Source organism: Paenibacillus sp. J31R34 (genome assembly GCF_059383715.1).
This window is the reverse complement of sequence record NZ_JBXENU010000001.1, coordinates 510,664-527,584: the sequence shown is the minus strand read 5'-3', so window position 1 is coordinate 527,584 and position 16,921 is coordinate 510,664. Positions and strand designations below refer to the sequence as shown.

Below are 16,921 nucleotides of genomic sequence, written 5' to 3'. Positions count from 1 at the left end.
CCCCCTTATCATTTCATTAATTAGTATTTAATTAATAAAACAAATAATAACAATTTTGATTAGACTTTTTTTATATTAAATAATTCGCTAATTGATCCACCGCATATATTCGTTCGAATTGCCTCTGCTAACAGCCTCGACACAGATATTGTTTTAAGCCAATGTGGCGCCTCGTCTGGAACAGCTATAGAATCTGTAACCACGACTTCTGCAATATTTTCTTGGTCTAACAACCGCAGTGCCTCACCTGAGAACAGGGCGTGTGTTGCACAAACATATGCCTTATTTGCCCCGCGCTGTTTTAGTCCATTTACTACATTAACAATCGTTGAGCCGGTATCGATCAAGTCTTCAATTATGATTGGCGTGCAGCCTTCTACATCTCCAATAATATGGGTGATTACTGACTGGTTGTGAAGGGGTCTTTTTTTTATCATTATTGCAAAGGAGCAATGAAGAGAATTAGCTAGTTTTTCAGCAACCTCTGCCCGACCTGCATCTGGTGATACAATTATGGGATTAACAAGATTTTCATTTTGAATATATTCGCTAAATAAATCTATAGCTGTTAAATGATCGACAGGGATATTAAAAAAACCCTGAATAACAGGAGAATGCAGATCTAATGTAATCACACGATTGGCCCCTACATTGGATAAAATATCTGAGACCATCTTAGCTGTAATCGGTTCACGCGGCGCAGTTTTTCTCTCCTGGCGCGCATACCCGAAATACGGAATAACAACATTAACTGTTTTTGCTGAAGCACGCCTGGCCGCGTCAATCATGATGAGAAGTTCAATCAGATAATCATTGACTGGGTACGAAAGGGACTGAATAATATACACATCATGATTGCGCACACCTTCCTCATAATTGACATAAATTTCTCCATTTTTGAATCGGGATAATTTCACTTCTCCTATAGGTTGATTCAAGAAAGAGCATATTTTTCGAGCCAGCTCTGGATTGGATGAACCAGAAAAAATCTTAACTTCATGAAACATTGTTTAAACCACCTTTTCTAAAAAGCTCCTAATGATCAAATAAGCAGCATCGGAATCCGAGCCTAATATGATTTCGAAAAATTCTACATTATTAAACAAAGAATCCAAGTCATTTTTCTTCATATTTTCGCCTTCAGTGCGTAAAAGCAGCCAATCAGGATGGTCTTTATCCTCATCAATGATATGCTCACCTATTCTACTCAGGCCCTCACTTCGATCGAGCACCTTTATTTCCGAGTTTGCTTGCTTCAAATTCACTTGGGGATACCCGATTAGCTTCAGCGTCGAAACTGCTGTCATACGGGTATCCAAAGCCTTTTCAATATCCTCCATCGATATTGCTATTTTAGGCTTGCTTGAATCATGGGCGTTTATCTCCTCAGGAAGTAAGCCGGAATAACGTCGAATAGAATGCAATGTTCCTCGTCCAATGAGACATATTGTTGGCCAGCCGTTAATTTGTAAAGCATCGCTTTTCGGCCTTACTTCCAAAACATCATTTGTTATATAAGATGCCTCTTTATGAGCTATCATTGTTAATAGAGCTGTAGTCTTTCCTGCCCCTTTGTGACCAAGAAATGCAATACCATTTTCCTTATACTCAAATGAGCTGGCATGGAGACGGAGTCCCTTCCCTTTCTCTAGTTCAAAAGTAAACAATTGCCTAATTGCTTTTCTTACTAATTCATAGATAATTGTAAGGTCGCTTCCTTTAATATAAATATCATTTCCAGTTCTTTCGAGTAAAAACTCTTCTTTCTTCCATATGTGAAGACTGTTTTCTTTTACCAAAATGGAAGCTACCTCACCGTGCTCAATAAAATGAAGTTGAAATTTTTCTGCATTCAAAGGAGTGAATGGAGTTTGGACCAACTCGACACGAATATTCCAATCGCTGATTTTATTAATGGTTTTAACAACTGAATAGCTTAAAAGCATTTTGTTTATTATTTTTTCAAATAGTTTTTCATTATTTACGATTAGACTGATAGAACAATCCAAATTTGATACAATAGCTTGTCTAGAAACTTGAGACATTATATCTCATCCTTTCATTCATGCAATTTTATCCATTTAATTTAACCAACATGATGCTGCAAGTAATAGACATAGTCCTCAACCGCACCCTTTAAAGGAGTGAAGCCATCCTGATACCCGTTATTCACCAAATTTTCGTTGATAGATTTTGTGAAAAATTGATATTTATCACCTAAATGCTCGGGAAAATCAATATATCTTATGCTCCCTTTCCCTATTTGCCGAATAAGCTCATTGGCCACTTCATTGAAGCTCGTCGCCATTCCTGACCCACAATTGAAGATGCCGCGGACTCCAGGGTTCTCTAATAGAAACAGATTTACTTTCACAACATCTTTTACATAAATAAAGTCCCTTCGCTGTTCGCCTGGTTGAAATCCGCCTGCTGCTCCAAATAAGTTGATCACTCCGTTATTACGTAGTTGGTGATACATTTGAAAAATCATTGATGCCATCTTTTGTTTGTGATTTTCCCGTGGTCCAAACACGTTAAAATATCTGAGCCCTACTATTTGGGATTGAGTCTGAGGGAGCATACGTCTTACATAATTATCAAATAAAAGTTTCGAAGCACCATAGGCATTGAGATAACCTTCATTTTGCTCATTTTCCTTAAAATCATGGGTAGAAGTATTATAAACTGCAGCTGAGGAAGCATAAATCAAAGGAACATGCTGACGGATGCAATAATGCAACACATCCTTACTGTAGTGATAATTTCGTTCCAGCATTAAATCTGCATTGGTTTCAAGCGTATTTGCACATGCTCCTTGATGGAAAATGCCTTGTATATGCAATACATCATTCCGAATTATTTTTTCTCTAAATTGAACCGGATCAATAACATCGCAAAATTTCAATGAGTTTAGGTTTTTGTACTTATTACCGCTTTCAAGCCAATCCACAATTAATATATTTTCATAACCCGCTTCATTCAAACCTTTAACAAGATTGCTTCCAATAAATCCCGCTCCTCCAGTAACGACAAACATTTCAAACACCCATCCTTATTATCCGAATAAAACTAGAACGTCAATCATGAACGATATACTTCACCGCTTCTAAAAGGTTATCTGCAATGTAGTCCGGTTCCGTTTCCAGCCATGCTGTTCTGTAAGCATTTAAAGACTCTTCTCCCCAACCTGTTCTCACAAGTATTTTACTGCAGCCAGCTGCGTGAGCAGCTAGCATGTCGGTTGATCCAACATCTCCGATGACAATACAATAATTCAAATTGAGTTGAAAGTTTTCTGCTGCTTGATATAACATACCAGGGGAAGGCTTTTTACAATGACATGTCTCCTGCTGCCCGTGTGGGCAAATATATTCGCCATCAAACCCCATACTTCTAAACTCATTCTCAAAATCACCAATCGAGGCCCTGCCTGTGGAGATACGATGCTGATTAGTAAAAGCAAATATCTTTATATTATGTTCTTTCAAAAGCTTAATTGCAGTTTCAGCAAATGGGAAAGGAGTAAATTCCCGAGGATGTATAAAATGTCCTGTACCTCCAATTGTTCCGTCTCTATCAATAAATACTGCCTCAATGTCCTTTAATGCAGGCATTTTTCTCATTTCATCAACTCCATATTTAGTTCAAGTAACCTTTTGATTTTTATTAATCCACTTTAGATAAACAGCATACTCATGTGTAAACGGACAAGTATTTAGAGTGAGTTTCTTATTTTTTTCGTTTGCTCTGTGATAAAGATAATAATCAAGTACTTGGTAGCCCGCTGGAGATAAAGATTTAATCGTATGAACTTGCAAATCGCTGGTTCCGTATTCTAGCAATGCCAAAGCAATAATTTCATTTTTCAATTCCAAAAATACAATTTCTTTCGATTCCTCAAAATATAAAAAAGGATTTATTTGTATGTATGATAATTTATTTTCGTTCAAAAATTTTCGAATGCGCTCTCTATCCCCATCACGATAATGCCATGATTTTCTTCCGCGTAAAAAAATCATGTTATCAAGGTCGCAATCCTGCTTGGTTTGATCCATAAACCATTCCAATACAGGAGGAAGCCCCTCTGCTATGAACGTTAATTCCTCTAACTTGGAATTAGAATTCCAAGCTTCTCTAAGTTTAAAAGCTGAATCTATTTGCGGGAAAATATGAGGATATATCGATCGAAACTTTAAAACCGCTTCACTCTTATTCACTGGAATCCCGTGTTTCACTAAAAGTAGTGTTCTTACCAATTGAATATATAAAAGCGGGATAACTTTATATTTCCCATGCGGCGCATACTGATTAACTGAACCTCGCTGGCTAGAAATGGGTTCATAAATATTGTGGTAGAGATTAATACGATCATAACAGCTCTGCAAGAAAACATTTCCAATCATTTCACGACTTAATTTAAAATAAGCATTCTTTAGCCATTCAATACGATTTAGACCGTATAGCAACTTACCATGCATAACAATTTCAAGTGTAAAAGCAATAATTCTATACTTCTCAGCAAAATAAAACTCAGAATCGGTAACTGCATGATAGTCCTGCTTAAAAATAGGAATGAGATCGAGGATTTGGTCCCCTCCCCCAGCCATTACACCTTTATATCTGCTATTTGCTTCCTCCATAATAAAATTCAATTCCTTCAACAAAGCAACATCTCTATCTTCAGAAAATACTACAATATCCAAGTCACTCCAGTCTGGATTATATCCTTCATAGGCCGCACTCCCAACAAGATACAAACTAATATTGGAATATTTTTCAAGACGTGTAGTAACAAACTTCAATAGTTCGAGTGGCATATCCTCACCTCACGGATTGTCGGTTTCTCCAAATGATTGAATTGAGAACTAATATAGTATTTTTTTCTTTAAAAAACAATACTCTTTTGTATAATTAGATACAATATGTATTTTTAGATGATAAATGCATAGATCGGATCTTTGTTATCAAGTAAGAATGAGCACCTTGAGGATTATTTCAAGAATTTATATTCTCAATTAATCAGAAACAAGTTTCATGAAATGGGTTTCATTATAGCTGTTTACATTCACATATTATTAGTATATTATGATGCGAAAGGATTTCTTTAGAAATTTTTTACCTAATTTTTAATGTATAGAATATCTATCTGGAGGTGGTCCAATTGAATAAACATACTCTCCCTATAGCCGTCCCCCCTATTTATGGCTACCTTTGCAATGCTTACCCACTTGCCATTGCCCTGCAGTACCAGAAAGCGGAAGCTTGGTTTTTCAGCAACTACATTCAACTCATATGTTCCGGCAATTTTCCTGAGGGCAAATTTTTCACCTTCTACAATTCCTATTTTGAATGGGATCGTCTATTTCTGAGTTGTCCCTTCATCCAGTTTCAAAAAATCCATTATAGCTTTATTGAGAAATATGATGGGAACTTAATAAATTTTATATGCAATTCTATAGACAAGAATGGCTATATCTACATGTATATAGACGAATACTACATACCAGACAAGCAAGCCTATAATAAAAAATATTCATTACCTCACGAGATGCTAATCATTGGGTACAATCGACAAGAACAAAAAGCAGTTGTTGTGGGTTACAATTCCAAACGAGTTTTCGGTACACATGAGGTGGGTTTTGAGGAGCTTAACACTGCGTTCCAACAGTGCGATAAGTCGAATCCCATCAGAGAATATATCTATGTATTAGAATTTGATCACGACTTCCACTACCCTTTTGACCTGCAGCTTGTCATACAATCATTAAAAGAATATCGTTATAGCTCCAACTCTTCTCTACATTATCGGGCACTGAATCCTCCAAACGACTGGTGGATCTACGGGATGTCGGTATATGAGCCTATTTTACAATACTTGCAAAAAGACATTAAAATGCTCAAAAAACAAATAGATATACGGATTTTCCATACAATATGGGAACATAAAAATATGATGGTACAACGAATCAAGTATATGATTCATTATAATCATGTGAGCCATGCAGATGATATTTTGAAAACGTTTACTTCCATTCTAGAGCAATCCATCATCGTCAAGAACCTCGTTTTAAAATATAATCTGACCATGAACAACCGAATATTGAATCGTATCCTGTATCATCTCAATGAGATCAAAACTAGTGAGGAAACAGTGATCGATCAATTCATTAACTTGATAGAGAAAGGTTATACTTTCAATCGGGGATACAGATAACAATAATTTATAAGGTTGTATTTAGAATAGTAATACCACTACAATATATTTATCTTACTTATTTATTAACTATCATAGGAGGATAAAGAATTGAAAAAGCAACTGCCATTTCAAATTGATAACATTTTCAATTCCTATTCCTATCATGCATATATTTCTTCAATACTTTTGGAGAATTATATGCATGATAGTCCAAATATTAGTTTTAAAGATCTTAATGTGATTCCTCCTAGCCAACATGCTGCGTGGTTTCAATCCACCATATCCGATGATCATAGTCTACAAAACGATCAAAAATCTTTTGCCCTTCAACATTTGAACCATGCTTTTTGCCATGAAGGAGACATCAGCGGTCTACGAGACAGTTTCAACTTTATCCATACCAGCCTATCGGGTCACAATGGATTAGAAGTTAAAATTGAGCGCATAAAAAGAACTTCTGTCTGGTCGAAGGCCGGTTTGATGTTAAGAGAGAGCCTGGCCCCTGATGCAAAATATTTGTTTCTATTCGCCACCCCCTCCGTGAACGGTGTTGTTATCCAGAGCAGAGATTCTAATGGGGATGAAACCACATTCGAATTGGTAAGCGATATAAACCCTCCTATATGGTTGAAAATGGAGTGCTGCGGTGATCAAATCAATCTATATTGTGGTAATGACAAGGAAAAGTGGAGCTTCACAAGAACAGTACCTTTCAACTTTAATCCCGGAGCCTACATGGGCTTGGCTTCATGCTCTCCTGCAGATAACGCTTTTCTTAGTTGGTACTGCTCCAACTATATTCAATTGTATAGTTATAAGGACTTTAAAATACACCAAATACCCTTTGATTTTAATGTCGGACTACATAAAGATAGACATTTTTTTGCTTATTGCCCCTATCTCATGACACAGTACTTAGAGTACACCTTAATTGAAAAGCTTGAAAAAAACAAAATCGACATCGTTGAACTCATGATTAGTTTTATTGATGACGGAAATTATGTGGATTTAGACTTAAATGAGATGTTTGTGCCGGGTCGCAGAGCTTATAAAAAATATTTTCGGGCGCATTCAAATTTATTATTTGGCTACAATCGTGCAGATGAGACTTTTGATATAGCAGGCTATGCAGAAGGAAATATTTTCCGAATAGGTATGCTCACATTTACAGATTTTAGACATGCCTTCATTAGGCATAAAGAAAGCAATGTAATATTACTCCGTGTTCACCATTACTACAATTATGAATTAAATACATATATGATAAAAAAACAGCTCGAGGCTCATCTTAACTCGATAGATTTTTTCTCCTGCTTGTCTGCCAACAGAAATTACGAGCCAAATATCGTATATGGATTAAATGCGTATGATAGCTTAATCGAAAATTTTTCTTCTCATCAGAAAGATATTCGTCCCCTTCATGTCGTCTATGAACATAAAAAGCTTATGTTAATGAGACTAGCTCATTTGCAGCGTAATGGCGTTATAGCTGATAATGTATTTGAATTTCTATATGAGGGATATAAAGAACTAGAAAGATTATCATTAATATGCAGAAATGCACAGTTAAAAAATAGAATCAGTAAAAACCAACAAAATGTCGATATCATTCTTAAGCATATTTATACAATAAAAATCCAAGAGAGCAAGCTACTCCCCCTCTTAATTGACAGTATTAAAAAGTCGGGTCAGGCAAGCAGCTGAATCTGTGATACAGATTTTATGAAAATTAGGGCAGCCAGTTTTACTGGCTGCCCTATTATTGCTGTTGTTTTTTTGCATTAATACCCTCACTGTTGAATTGCTTTCACCTCCGGGCAGACCTATTACCAAAACCAACTCGTTTGGTTGAAATAGCTGTATAAATCATACCTCAGGATTTCGTTATCTTGCTATTACATTCCAGATTGCACACATATACCCCCATTAACGGTTATACTAACCTTAGAGGTGAACGACAATGTCCGACGAATGGAAAGCGAATCCGGATCAGATTTCTGACAGCCTGCGCTATAAGGACGAGTCCATCCCGCCCGCGCCTGTGTCTAATGAACAATGGCGAGCCATCTTAGGCAATGACCCTTCATATGACGGTCAATTTTATTACGCTGTCAAAACGACGGGTATTTTTTGCAGGCCGTCCTGCAAATCTAGACCGCCCAACAGGGAGAATATCGGATTTTTTCTGACTGCCGAGCAAGCGTTGGCTGCCCAATTTCGTCCCTGTAAACGATGTAAGCCGACAGGGCAACGATTGCCTGATGAAGAATGGATCGCGATGGTGACCGAATATATTGATCGACAATATAAAGATAAGCTAACGCTTGCCACCCTTGCATCCATTTGTCATGGCACACCGTATCATTTGCACCGAACGTTCAAAAAAGTAACGGGCAAAACCCCCGTCGATTATATCCAGCAAATTAGAATCGAAAAAGCCAAGGCGATACTCCTCTCTTCCCCTACACCAATTGCAGAAGTAGGCGAATATGTCGGCTTGCTTAATACCCCTTATTTTATTACCATGTTCAAGCAGAAAACCGGGCATACACCAGAAGGCTACCGACAGTTGCATAACAATGGTGAAGTTACAACAAATAAAGGAGATCATCCAAAATGAAGAATTCATTTAACGGGGGCATATATTGGTCGCTGTTTAGTTATGAAGATTGGAGCCTGCACGTTGCAGCTACAATCGAAGGGCTTTGCTTTGTAGGTTCGCAGAAACAGCCATATGAAGAGTTAGCGAAATGGGCTGCGTCGCGTTTTCCGCATAGCCCTTTGATTCGGGATGATGAAAAGCTGCTTCCGTATAAAGCTGAGCTGGCTCAATATTTGCAAGGAACGCTTGAAACCTTTACGGTTTCCGCCGTATTTCAAGGAACACCTTTCCAAGAGGCAGTATGGCAGGCTCTTTGCAGCATTCCATATGGGCAAACCTGGTCCTATTCGGATATTGCCAACCATATTCAAAAACCTGCGGCGGTTCGAGCTGTTGGTGCAGCCATTGGTGCGAACCCGATACTCATTACCATTCCTTGCCATCGTGTTATCGGCAAAAACGGGACACTCACTGGCTATCGAGGTGGAATAGAAATGAAAACCAAGCTATTGCAGTTGGAAGGTTACAAAATAAAAAGCACCTCTTAGGTGCTTTAAGCTAAGCTGCTGCAGCGGCATTTAGAAAATTCACGGCATCAATGAAATTCACACCCGCTTCTTATACACCCACATTGCTAAAAAATATGCTGCGAATAAAATTCCGACGCACCACGCAAGCGCGACCCATATATCGTTACCCACCGGTTGATCTGATAATAGCGCACGGATGGCTTCCACGATTGAGGTCACCGGCTGGTTTTCGGCAAAGGCACGAGCGGCCGACGGCATCGATTCGGTCGGCAAGCTGCTCAGCCTGCTTTACATGCTCGGGGCTCGACGCAACATCGAATCCGTTTACTGTGGCGGTTCCGCTGTCTAGTTTGAGCAGCGTAGTTAGAATTTTGACAACCGTTGTCTTACCGGCCCCATTAGAACCGAGCAGGGCGAAAATACTGCCCTCCTCCACCTCGAAATCCACGCCCTTTAGGACTTTTTGCTGCTTGTAGGACTTTGTCATTCCAATCACTTGAATGGACTTATTTTTCATATTTCCCCTCCTTATATCACCTTAACTTTTGATAAATCGGCCTCCATGCCTTTGAGCACAGCAAAGGTCAGTTTATCCATCATTGCGCCGTCAAAGCAGATCGATTGGATTGCACGAAAATACCTTTTCGAAAAGGAAAATGCAGACTTGAAGGATACATTTTTGAGTGTAGCGCCCCTAAACGAAACTTCGTTTAATGCCGCTTTGTCAAACTTAACGCCGATAAAGGTCTGCCCATCCAGACATAGCCCGCTCAGGTCGGAATATTCGAAGTCCACGCCATTAAAGGAACAGCCTTCAAAGATTGTTTTTCTAAGGTCGGTCTTGCTTAACGTGACGTCGGTCAGTTTTACACCTGTGAATTTTGCTCCGTCCAGCCCAGACATGCTGAAGGTAGTGCGTACAAGGATGGATTGCTTGAAGCTAACATTCGTAAGGTCAGAGGTCGATAGAATGCAGTCCGTCAAATTTGCACCGTCAAAATTGGCTTCACGTACGTCGCTGCTCTTAAACGAGCTTCCGGTCAAGTCTGCGCCAGCAAAGTCGGAACCGCGCAATGCGCTAGCTTTAAATTGACCTTTATGGGCAATAACGCCAGCAAAGTCGCTCATTTGCAAGTTGCTTGCGCTAAGGTTTGTCAGCACCTGCCGCTCCAACGAGCGGGAGAGGTTGGCGACCTCCATTATCGTTTGTTCGATGTCGCCGATGCTCTCAATGGTCATGTTAAACGCTGTTTCATCATCCTTGCCCTCGGTTTTGAGATCATGATATCGCTCCTGCAAATCGGAGTGCAGGTCCGCCTTTAATTCGGTGACGCTTTTCACTCCATCATATGGCGTAAACACGCCATTCAAATAGCTGGTCAATTTCTGATTCATCACATCACATCTCCTTATAATAAGTTTTCTAGCACGCGCTTCGAATACTCCCAATTGCTTTTGTTGCGGTCGTAAGTCACTTTGCCCTTATCGGTAATCCTAAAATACTTGCGCCGCCCGCCCTGCGATTCATCCCCCCAATACCACTCGATATCGCCGTCTGCCTCAAGCCGCCGGACACTGGAGTACATCGTGGCTTCCTTTAATTCATACTCGCCGCCCGAGCGCTCGGCAATTAGTTTGACAATCTCGTATCCGTATCGGTCAGCTTCGGATAAGAGCCGTAAAATCATTGTATCGGTATGTCCGCGCAGCAGGTCGGATGTAATTTTGCTCTCACTCATATAATCATCTCCGTATTTGTATAATACGGCACACTACTATGTCTGTCAAGGTAGTATTTTCAATCAAATACTTTGTTTGAAAAGCGAAGATTATAATCATTGCCCCCTCCTAAAATAAAAAACGGGCCCCCTGACATCAGGAGGACCCGTTTCAACTATTCTTGCGATGCTGCAGCAATAGCTCCGAATGCCCAATGCGCAGCCGGGACATCCTTCCACGACGATAATGCCGAAGCGCTCGCATTTGGTCTGCCCAGCACTTTGTTGATAATTGTGGCTGCTTCTGCGCGTGTCAGCGCCTGATTCGGTTTGAAGGTGCCATCGTTGTAGCCATTTATAAAACCTTGAGCCTGCGCTTGCCTAATATCGCTTTGCGCCCAATGCCCCGCTATGTCGTCAAAGCCCTTGCCGGATTGTGAGCCCGAACCGCTGTTGAGCAGTTGCGACACAAGCCGTGCCATCTCAGCACGCGTGACCGAATGGTCGGCTCTAAACTCCCCATTGCCGTATCCCTTCATTAAGCCCATTCGGGTCATATCGGCTATATACTCCTCAGCCCAATATCCTGCTGCGACATCAGTGTACTCTATATTCGCCGCGCCCGCGTTGTGGCGCGTCAAAATACGGGACAGGATGGCGGCAATTTCCGCCCTTGTTATTCGATTGTCCGGCTTAAACGTGCCATCCTCGTAGCCTTTCATATAAGCAAGACCTAGACTGGACTGATCCAGCCCCGGAATATGAAGCAGCGTGAACAAGCTGAACTTTGTAACGGTAAATGCAAGTCCTTTGTCACCCTGATCGTTGTAAGGAACGACAGTCCCCCTGAGCAGTTCCTTCGTTCCGTCGCTATGCTCAATATATACGGCTAGACTTTGCCACTCTGCCTCATCAAGCTTGGTGCCCTTTAACGGTAGGATTATCGTAACTTCCGCATTTTGCAAATTGGTTTCAATGTTCATCGGACGCCCGACAACAGTTGCCTGACCATCACCGACGACGATGCTGACAGCTGCTTGGCGATTGGCCTTCCCAGCAAGCTCCTGCTGCTTAACAACGTCCTTCATTGGTGCCAGCTTAAAATACAGCTCATCCTGCAACCGCGATAATGGGCCGCTACCGACCGCAATAACAGCATTTGCAGTTGATAACTGCAGGCCAACCTCCGCTGTCGTCAAGCTTTTGACTGCTTCCTTGGGCAGCTTAAGCGTCGTTTCCTCCACTTCATCCAGCGTGTCTGGAATGATAATGTTCACAGCCTTCGCACCTGATGCAGCTGCGCTGTCTGCGGCTTTGCGAGCCTCGTCAGCCGTCAGCGAAAGCTCATCTTGCTTGCTGCCGCTAGCCTGCTTGGTTCGATTGACGGTCTTGTTGATTCCATTCCCTATATCAACTGTAATCAGCTCCGAGGATGGAGCTGTACCGTTTCCCCCCAATGGGGGAGGAGCATTGGTTGCCCCTCCCCCTCCGGTTTGCACGGGTGTTGGTGCGGCTGTAGGCGTTGCAGTAGGTGACGTTGGCGTTGCTGCGGTCTCCGTTGGTATTGCAGTAGGTGCCGTTGCTGTCGCTGTAGGCTCCGTCGACGGCGCTGTTGACGGCGTGCCAGTTGGTGTCGCCGATGGCTGCGGCTGACCGCTCACTGCAAACTTCACGCCGTCAAGCAGCATGTAATTTCCTGATTTTTTCACTGCTTTAATCGTATGAGCCGTATCAGTCAAGCCGGTCACTGCGTAAATCTCCTGCTGCGTCAATCGGCTTGCATGGACGGCGCTAACCGTTTGTTGAAAGATGTTATCGATGTAAATATCCATATCTCCCTGAACATCCGATTTTGGCGCAATCAGGGAAACCCCTGTGCCCGTAAACGAAAATTCGGCATAATCCCCATTGGTCATTGTACGGTGGAGATCGTTGTAATAATCGCCACGGTAAGAGATGGCTAAGCTAACAGCGCCATCAGGCTGAGCTGCCAAATATTCCTTCTTGATCGTAATATCACTGCCCGACACCGTATAATCCACACCCGCCGTGAGCGTTGCATTTCCGTTTTTCACGCCCAGCAAATTGCTTCCGTCAACCTGAAGCGTTGTTGTTATATCTGCCTGCGCGGTTTTGTCGAAGCTGCCTGTATCCGGGCTGATCATATCGGCCATTCGGAATTTCAATTGGTCGAGCAGCATGTAGTAGCCGGATTTTTTGACCGCTTTGAGCGTATGCTCGCCCAGTGTCAGGCCTTCTGCGACAAATACGGTCTGATTAATCTGGCGGCTAGGATAATACGTGCTGACCGTCTGCTGGAATACGCCATCGATATAGATGTCCATATCGCCTTGGGACGAGTCTTTTTCAGTTATAAACGTAATGCCTGTGCCCTCAAACGTATATTCCAAATAGTCGCCCGTCGTCTCCGTGTAATGGACATCGTCCTTATAATCACCGAGCCCTCTGTTGCGTCCATGCTGCCAGGCGCCCTTATATGAAATCTCGCTGTCATCGTTGTTGACGGCAACATAGCGGCCTCTCGACGTATCGCTAATTGCAACGGCCAGCGTTTGCGAAGCACCGCCACTGAAGGACAACGTCAAATTCGTCATGCCATTTGGCATTTGCGCAAGATAGCCCTTGCGGATCGTGAGCTGGTCGCCGAAAAGCTGATAGTCTGTTCCCTCTTGCAGCGCTGTCGCGCCATTAGCAATTTCAGTTAGCGTATTGCCGTTCAAACTAATGATCGTCGCAATATCTGCTTGTGCCGCCGCTTTATGATCAAAGCTTAGTGTGCTTGGGCTTATCGTACTGTTCTGCCCAGTGGTGTCGGTGATCTCGACGGCCAGCGTCTGCGGTGCCCCCGCACTAAAATCAAAGCGCAGGCTTGTTGTGCCTAAGGGCTGACTGGCAAGGTACGCTTTTTGAAGAATCACATCGTTGCCGGATACGGTATAGTCCGTGCCTGCTGTCAGAGCCGCTGTATTGTTGCTGATGCCCGAGAGCGTGTTTCCGTTCAGCATCAATGCCACAGCAACGTCTGCCTGGGCGGATGCTTTTTTGTCAAAGCTCGCTTCAAAAGGGCTAATCGTGCTGCTTGCCGCCGCGGAATCGCTAACAGCTACAGCGAGCGTCTGCACAGCGCCTCCTGCGAACGAGAACGTCAAGCTTGCTGTACCAATAGGCTGTCCCGCCATATATTCCTTCGTCACAGTAATGTCATTGCCGGACACTGTATAATCCGTGCCTACTGTCAGCGCTGCTGCTCCGTTCGAAATGCCGCCAAAACCGCTGCGGGCTCCTGTCATCGTAAAGACCAAGTCTGCTTGCTGCCCCGCTGCCTTGTCGAATCCGCCACTCGGGGCGCTTACAAGATCAGGCAACAGTATTCGCAGCTTATCGAGCAGAAGGAAATAGCCTGATTTTTTCACCGCTTTAAGGGTATGCGTATCGTCAGCCAGGCCAGTGATATTAAACACAGGCTTCTGCGCCAGTCTTCCAATATTGTACGTGCTGATCGTACGTTGAAATTGATCATCCATATAAATGTCGATTGCGCCCTGAGATGGATCAAGCTCCGTAATGAACTCAATTCCCGTTCCTGTGAACGTATACGAAAAATAATCGTTGTCATTCGCTTCGGCATAATGCACATCATCCATATAATCTCCAAGTCCACGATTCCAGCTGCGGTTCCAACCGCCTGTGTAGACGATTGATGGATCATCATCGTTCAGGGTAATTGATCCGCCAACTGCTGTATCCTGAATGACAAGCGATACCGTCTGTTCTGCTCCGGCGCTAAAGGTGAAGGTGAGTGCCTTCGTTCCCGCCTGCTGCACAGCAAGCCACGCTTTCTTGAGCTTTAATGTATTGCCGCTTACAGTATAGTCGGTTCCCGCAGCGAGCGTATTTCCATCATGCTTGACGTCTGTCAGCGTATTGCCATTCAGCGCCGTTGTTAGCTCCACATCCGTTTGCGCAGACGTCAACAAATCGAAGCTGACCGTTGACGGTGTTACCCTGCTGTCTCTGATCGTCGAATCATTTATCGCAACAGCTAGCGTCTGCGGCAAGCCGCCACTGAATGTAAAGGTCAAGTTTAATGTACCGACCGCTTTGGCCGCCAAATATTCTTTTTTGATTGTCACCTCGTTCGCATTCACCACATAATCCGTACCTGCCGTTAACGCTGTCCCGCCCGCCGAAATACTGGAAAGCGTGTTGCCATTCAGCGTCAATGTCGTGGCGCCATCAGCCTGCTCGGATTGTTTTTTATCGAAGCTGGCCGTTGAAGGAGTGATGGCGCTGCTCTGCGCTGCCGCATTGCCTACATCAATAATGAGGTTCTGTGCGCCGCCGGCAAGCTCCTGCCCCCCATTGCGCGTCCATTCCCCTGTATACTTGAAGCCGGTATCGTCATCGTTAGCAATCGATGTTCCGCCAAGCGACGTAACCTTCAGCAATCTCGAACCATGCGAGGCCAAATTTGCCGAACTGAAGCCGGTGTTGAACGTACCCAGTTCCTGATGCGTCCACAAGTCGCGCACCTTGGCTGGCCCCTCAAGTCCGATCCCGCTCCAGTCCACGCTCACTGTCGCCGCCGAGCTGCCCAGATTGAAAAGCCCAACTGTATAGGTGCCATCACCGTTATTGGCATACCATGCCTGCTGCTCGGTAGCTGTAGATACGGGATGCCCAGGACGGCCCGCCTGATTGACGGCGATGACCTCTTCGTTAGTCAATAGTTCTAGGCCATAAGCATCGAGGTTGGTCATATCATTGCCAATGTACAATTGCGCGGATGACAGTGCCCAAAATGACATAGCCGTCTTGCGTTCATCCTGCGTTAGGCCATCCATCGAACCATTTCCAACATTTAAGGAATCGAAGTCGTTCCAGCCGCCTGGCCCGGCATGGCGCCAAAACTGTTCCGCTTTCGGGAAGAGACGGGCAATGCTTGACCATACCGTCAAGCCTCCAGTGCCGCAATAACACTCTACATCCCAATCTACACGCCAGCCGTTGGCGTATTGTTTCCAGTAGTCGATGTATTTGATGTCCAGCGCCCATGAAAGCTCCAGCCAGATATCGTGCGGCTCAAGCGCCTGCGACCATGCTTTGACGTCATCTCGCGCATCAAGCGACAGGTCCGATATGCCAGAGCCCGGCGTCACACTGTCGAACTTGAGGAAGTCGATCCCCCATTCGCCATACAAATTGGCAATCGAATCAATATATTTCTGTGCGCAAGGCTGATTGAAATCGATTTTGTAGCCGAGCCCCCAGTAATCTGACTCTTGCAGCGGCTGCGCTGCAATATCCTGCATGGAGCAGCCCGGCGCAGCGTAAATCGGCAAATCCTGATCATACGCCTGCGGCGACATACCTGGAATACCGTACAGCCCTACCTTTTGGCCGTTATCATGAATATGGTCGATCACTTCCTGCAAGCCGTTTGGATAAAGGGTCGTACTTGGAATCGGTCGGCCGTAGCCATCCATGTCACCATTCCAGGCTGCGTCGATATTAATATATTCATAGCCGTAAGGCTGCAGCTTCTCGTGCATCGCATCAGACTGCGCCTTGATCTGCTCAGCGGTAATCCAGTGGCCGTTGTTCGTATACACCTGCATGCTGTAGCTGCTCCAGCCCATGTAAGGCTTCTCGGCGAGTCCATTGTCCGCAGCTTTCGCTACGTTACCGTAAGGCGCTACCAGTCCGAGCTGCATCGAAAGCAGAACGACAACGAGCAGCCAAGGCCGTATTTTTTTCATGAATGGGATCATAATTAAGCTCCTCTGTCAGAAAATAGGACCAGGTCATTATCTCGCAATAATAACCTGATCCTGTGAGTTCGGCGTTGCAGATT

At 43.6% G+C, this 16,921-nt stretch carries 12 protein-coding genes and 2 pseudogenes; 4 read left to right on the top strand and 10 right to left on the bottom strand.

The window, feature by feature from the left end; all coding sequences use genetic code 11:
• Positions 1-59 precede the first annotated feature (59 nt).
• The 5 genes from AC50YG_RS02205 to AC50YG_RS02185 are packed head-to-tail and all read right to left on the bottom strand — an operon-like array spanning position 60 to position 4,817.
• Positions 60-1,007 (bottom strand): ribose-phosphate diphosphokinase, encoded by a 948-nt coding sequence (locus AC50YG_RS02205; protein WP_494824392.1) that lies wholly within the window; start codon positions 1,005-1,007, stop codon positions 60-62.
• Positions 1,008-1,010: 3 nt separating this feature from the next.
• Complete coding sequence (locus tag AC50YG_RS02200) at positions 1,011-2,045, bottom strand: hypothetical protein (RefSeq protein ID WP_494824390.1); 1,035 nt, start codon at positions 2,043-2,045, stop codon at positions 1,011-1,013.
• 41 nt (positions 2,046-2,086) lie between these two features.
• Entirely contained in the window at positions 2,087-3,037 is a 951-nt protein-coding gene (gene rfaD / locus AC50YG_RS02195) for an ADP-glyceromanno-heptose 6-epimerase (protein WP_494824387.1), read from the bottom strand.
• A gap of 40 nt (positions 3,038-3,077) precedes the next feature.
• Positions 3,078-3,623, bottom strand: coding sequence for an HAD-IIIA family hydrolase (locus AC50YG_RS02190; RefSeq protein WP_494824385.1), 546 nt, complete (start codon positions 3,621-3,623; stop codon positions 3,078-3,080).
• Between the two features lie 21 nt (positions 3,624-3,644).
• Entirely contained in the window at positions 3,645-4,817 is a 1,173-nt protein-coding gene (locus AC50YG_RS02185) for a nucleotidyltransferase domain-containing protein (protein ID WP_494824384.1), read from the bottom strand.
• A 344-nt stretch (positions 4,818-5,161) separates the two neighbouring features.
• Between AC50YG_RS02185 and AC50YG_RS02180 the strand changes: the two genes are divergently transcribed.
• The 4 genes from AC50YG_RS02180 (at position 5,162) to AC50YG_RS02165 (ending at position 9,346) form a co-directional block, all read left to right on the top strand.
• Positions 5,162-6,214 (top strand): hypothetical protein, encoded by a 1,053-nt coding sequence (locus AC50YG_RS02180; RefSeq protein ID WP_494824382.1) that lies wholly within the window; start codon positions 5,162-5,164, stop codon positions 6,212-6,214.
• Positions 6,215-6,304: 90 nt separating this feature from the next.
• Positions 6,305-7,900: a DUF1349 domain-containing protein gene (locus tag AC50YG_RS02175; RefSeq protein WP_494824380.1), complete on the top strand. Its 1,596-nt coding sequence runs from the start codon at positions 6,305-6,307 to the stop codon at positions 7,898-7,900.
• 256 nt (positions 7,901-8,156) lie between these two features.
• The gene (locus AC50YG_RS02170; protein ID WP_494824378.1) at positions 8,157-8,816 is read left to right on the top strand and encodes a bifunctional transcriptional activator/DNA repair enzyme AdaA; all 660 of its coding nucleotides are present in this window, start codon (positions 8,157-8,159) and stop codon (positions 8,814-8,816) included.
• Positions 8,813-9,346, top strand: coding sequence for a methylated-DNA--[protein]-cysteine S-methyltransferase (locus tag AC50YG_RS02165; protein WP_494824377.1), 534 nt, complete (start codon positions 8,813-8,815; stop codon positions 9,344-9,346). Before AC50YG_RS02170 ends, AC50YG_RS02165 begins: the two co-directional genes overlap by 4 nt.
• Before the next feature lie 57 nt (positions 9,347-9,403).
• On the opposite strand, the pseudogene AC50YG_RS02160 reads toward AC50YG_RS02165, so the two are convergent.
• The 5 genes and pseudogenes from AC50YG_RS02160 to AC50YG_RS02140 form a co-directional block, all read right to left on the bottom strand.
• Positions 9,404-9,601, bottom strand: a pseudogene (locus AC50YG_RS02160) (ABC transporter permease); the annotation flags it as partial.
• A pseudogene (locus tag AC50YG_RS02155) lies at positions 9,579-9,845 on the bottom strand (ATP-binding cassette domain-containing protein); the annotation flags it as partial. The pseudogenes AC50YG_RS02155 and AC50YG_RS02160, both read right to left, overlap by 23 nt.
• A gap of 11 nt (positions 9,846-9,856) precedes the next feature.
• On the bottom strand, positions 9,857-10,723 hold the full coding sequence (locus AC50YG_RS02150) for a pentapeptide repeat-containing protein (RefSeq protein WP_494824375.1): 867 nt from the start codon (positions 10,721-10,723) through the stop codon (positions 9,857-9,859).
• Between the two features lie 14 nt (positions 10,724-10,737).
• Entirely contained in the window at positions 10,738-11,067 is a 330-nt protein-coding gene (locus AC50YG_RS02145) for a PadR family transcriptional regulator (RefSeq protein WP_341277974.1), read from the bottom strand.
• A gap of 155 nt (positions 11,068-11,222) precedes the next feature.
• Entirely contained in the window at positions 11,223-16,838 is a 5,616-nt protein-coding gene (locus AC50YG_RS02140) for a X2-like carbohydrate binding domain-containing protein (protein ID WP_494824373.1), read from the bottom strand.
• Positions 16,839-16,921: the final 83 nt, after the last annotated feature.

Excerpts from the sequence above, each read along its gene's own strand:
- AC50YG_RS02145 (WP_341277974.1), bottom strand. The coding sequence starts at position 11,067 with ATGAGTGAGAGCAAAATTACATCCGACCTGCTGCGCGGACATACCGAT.
- AC50YG_RS02190 (WP_494824385.1), bottom strand. The coding sequence starts at position 3,623 with ATGAGAAAAATGCCTGCATTAAAGGACATTGAGGCAGTATTTATTGAT.
- AC50YG_RS02200 (WP_494824390.1), bottom strand. The coding sequence starts at position 2,045 with ATGTCTCAAGTTTCTAGACAAGCTATTGTATCAAATTTGGATTGTTCT.
- AC50YG_RS02170 (WP_494824378.1), top strand. The coding sequence starts at position 8,157 with ATGTCCGACGAATGGAAAGCGAATCCGGATCAGATTTCTGACAGCCTG.
- rfaD (WP_494824387.1), bottom strand. The coding sequence starts at position 3,037 with ATGTTTGTCGTTACTGGAGGAGCGGGATTTATTGGAAGCAATCTTGTT.
- AC50YG_RS02150 (WP_494824375.1), bottom strand. The coding sequence starts at position 10,723 with ATGAATCAGAAATTGACCAGCTATTTGAATGGCGTGTTTACGCCATAT.
- AC50YG_RS02205 (WP_494824392.1), bottom strand. The coding sequence starts at position 1,007 with ATGTTTCATGAAGTTAAGATTTTTTCTGGTTCATCCAATCCAGAGCTG.
- AC50YG_RS02165 (WP_494824377.1), top strand. The coding sequence starts at position 8,813 with ATGAAGAATTCATTTAACGGGGGCATATATTGGTCGCTGTTTAGTTAT.
- AC50YG_RS02185 (WP_494824384.1), bottom strand. The coding sequence starts at position 4,817 with ATGCCACTCGAACTATTGAAGTTTGTTACTACACGTCTTGAAAAATAT.
- AC50YG_RS02140 (WP_494824373.1), bottom strand. The coding sequence starts at position 16,838 with ATGATCCCATTCATGAAAAAAATACGGCCTTGGCTGCTCGTTGTCGTT.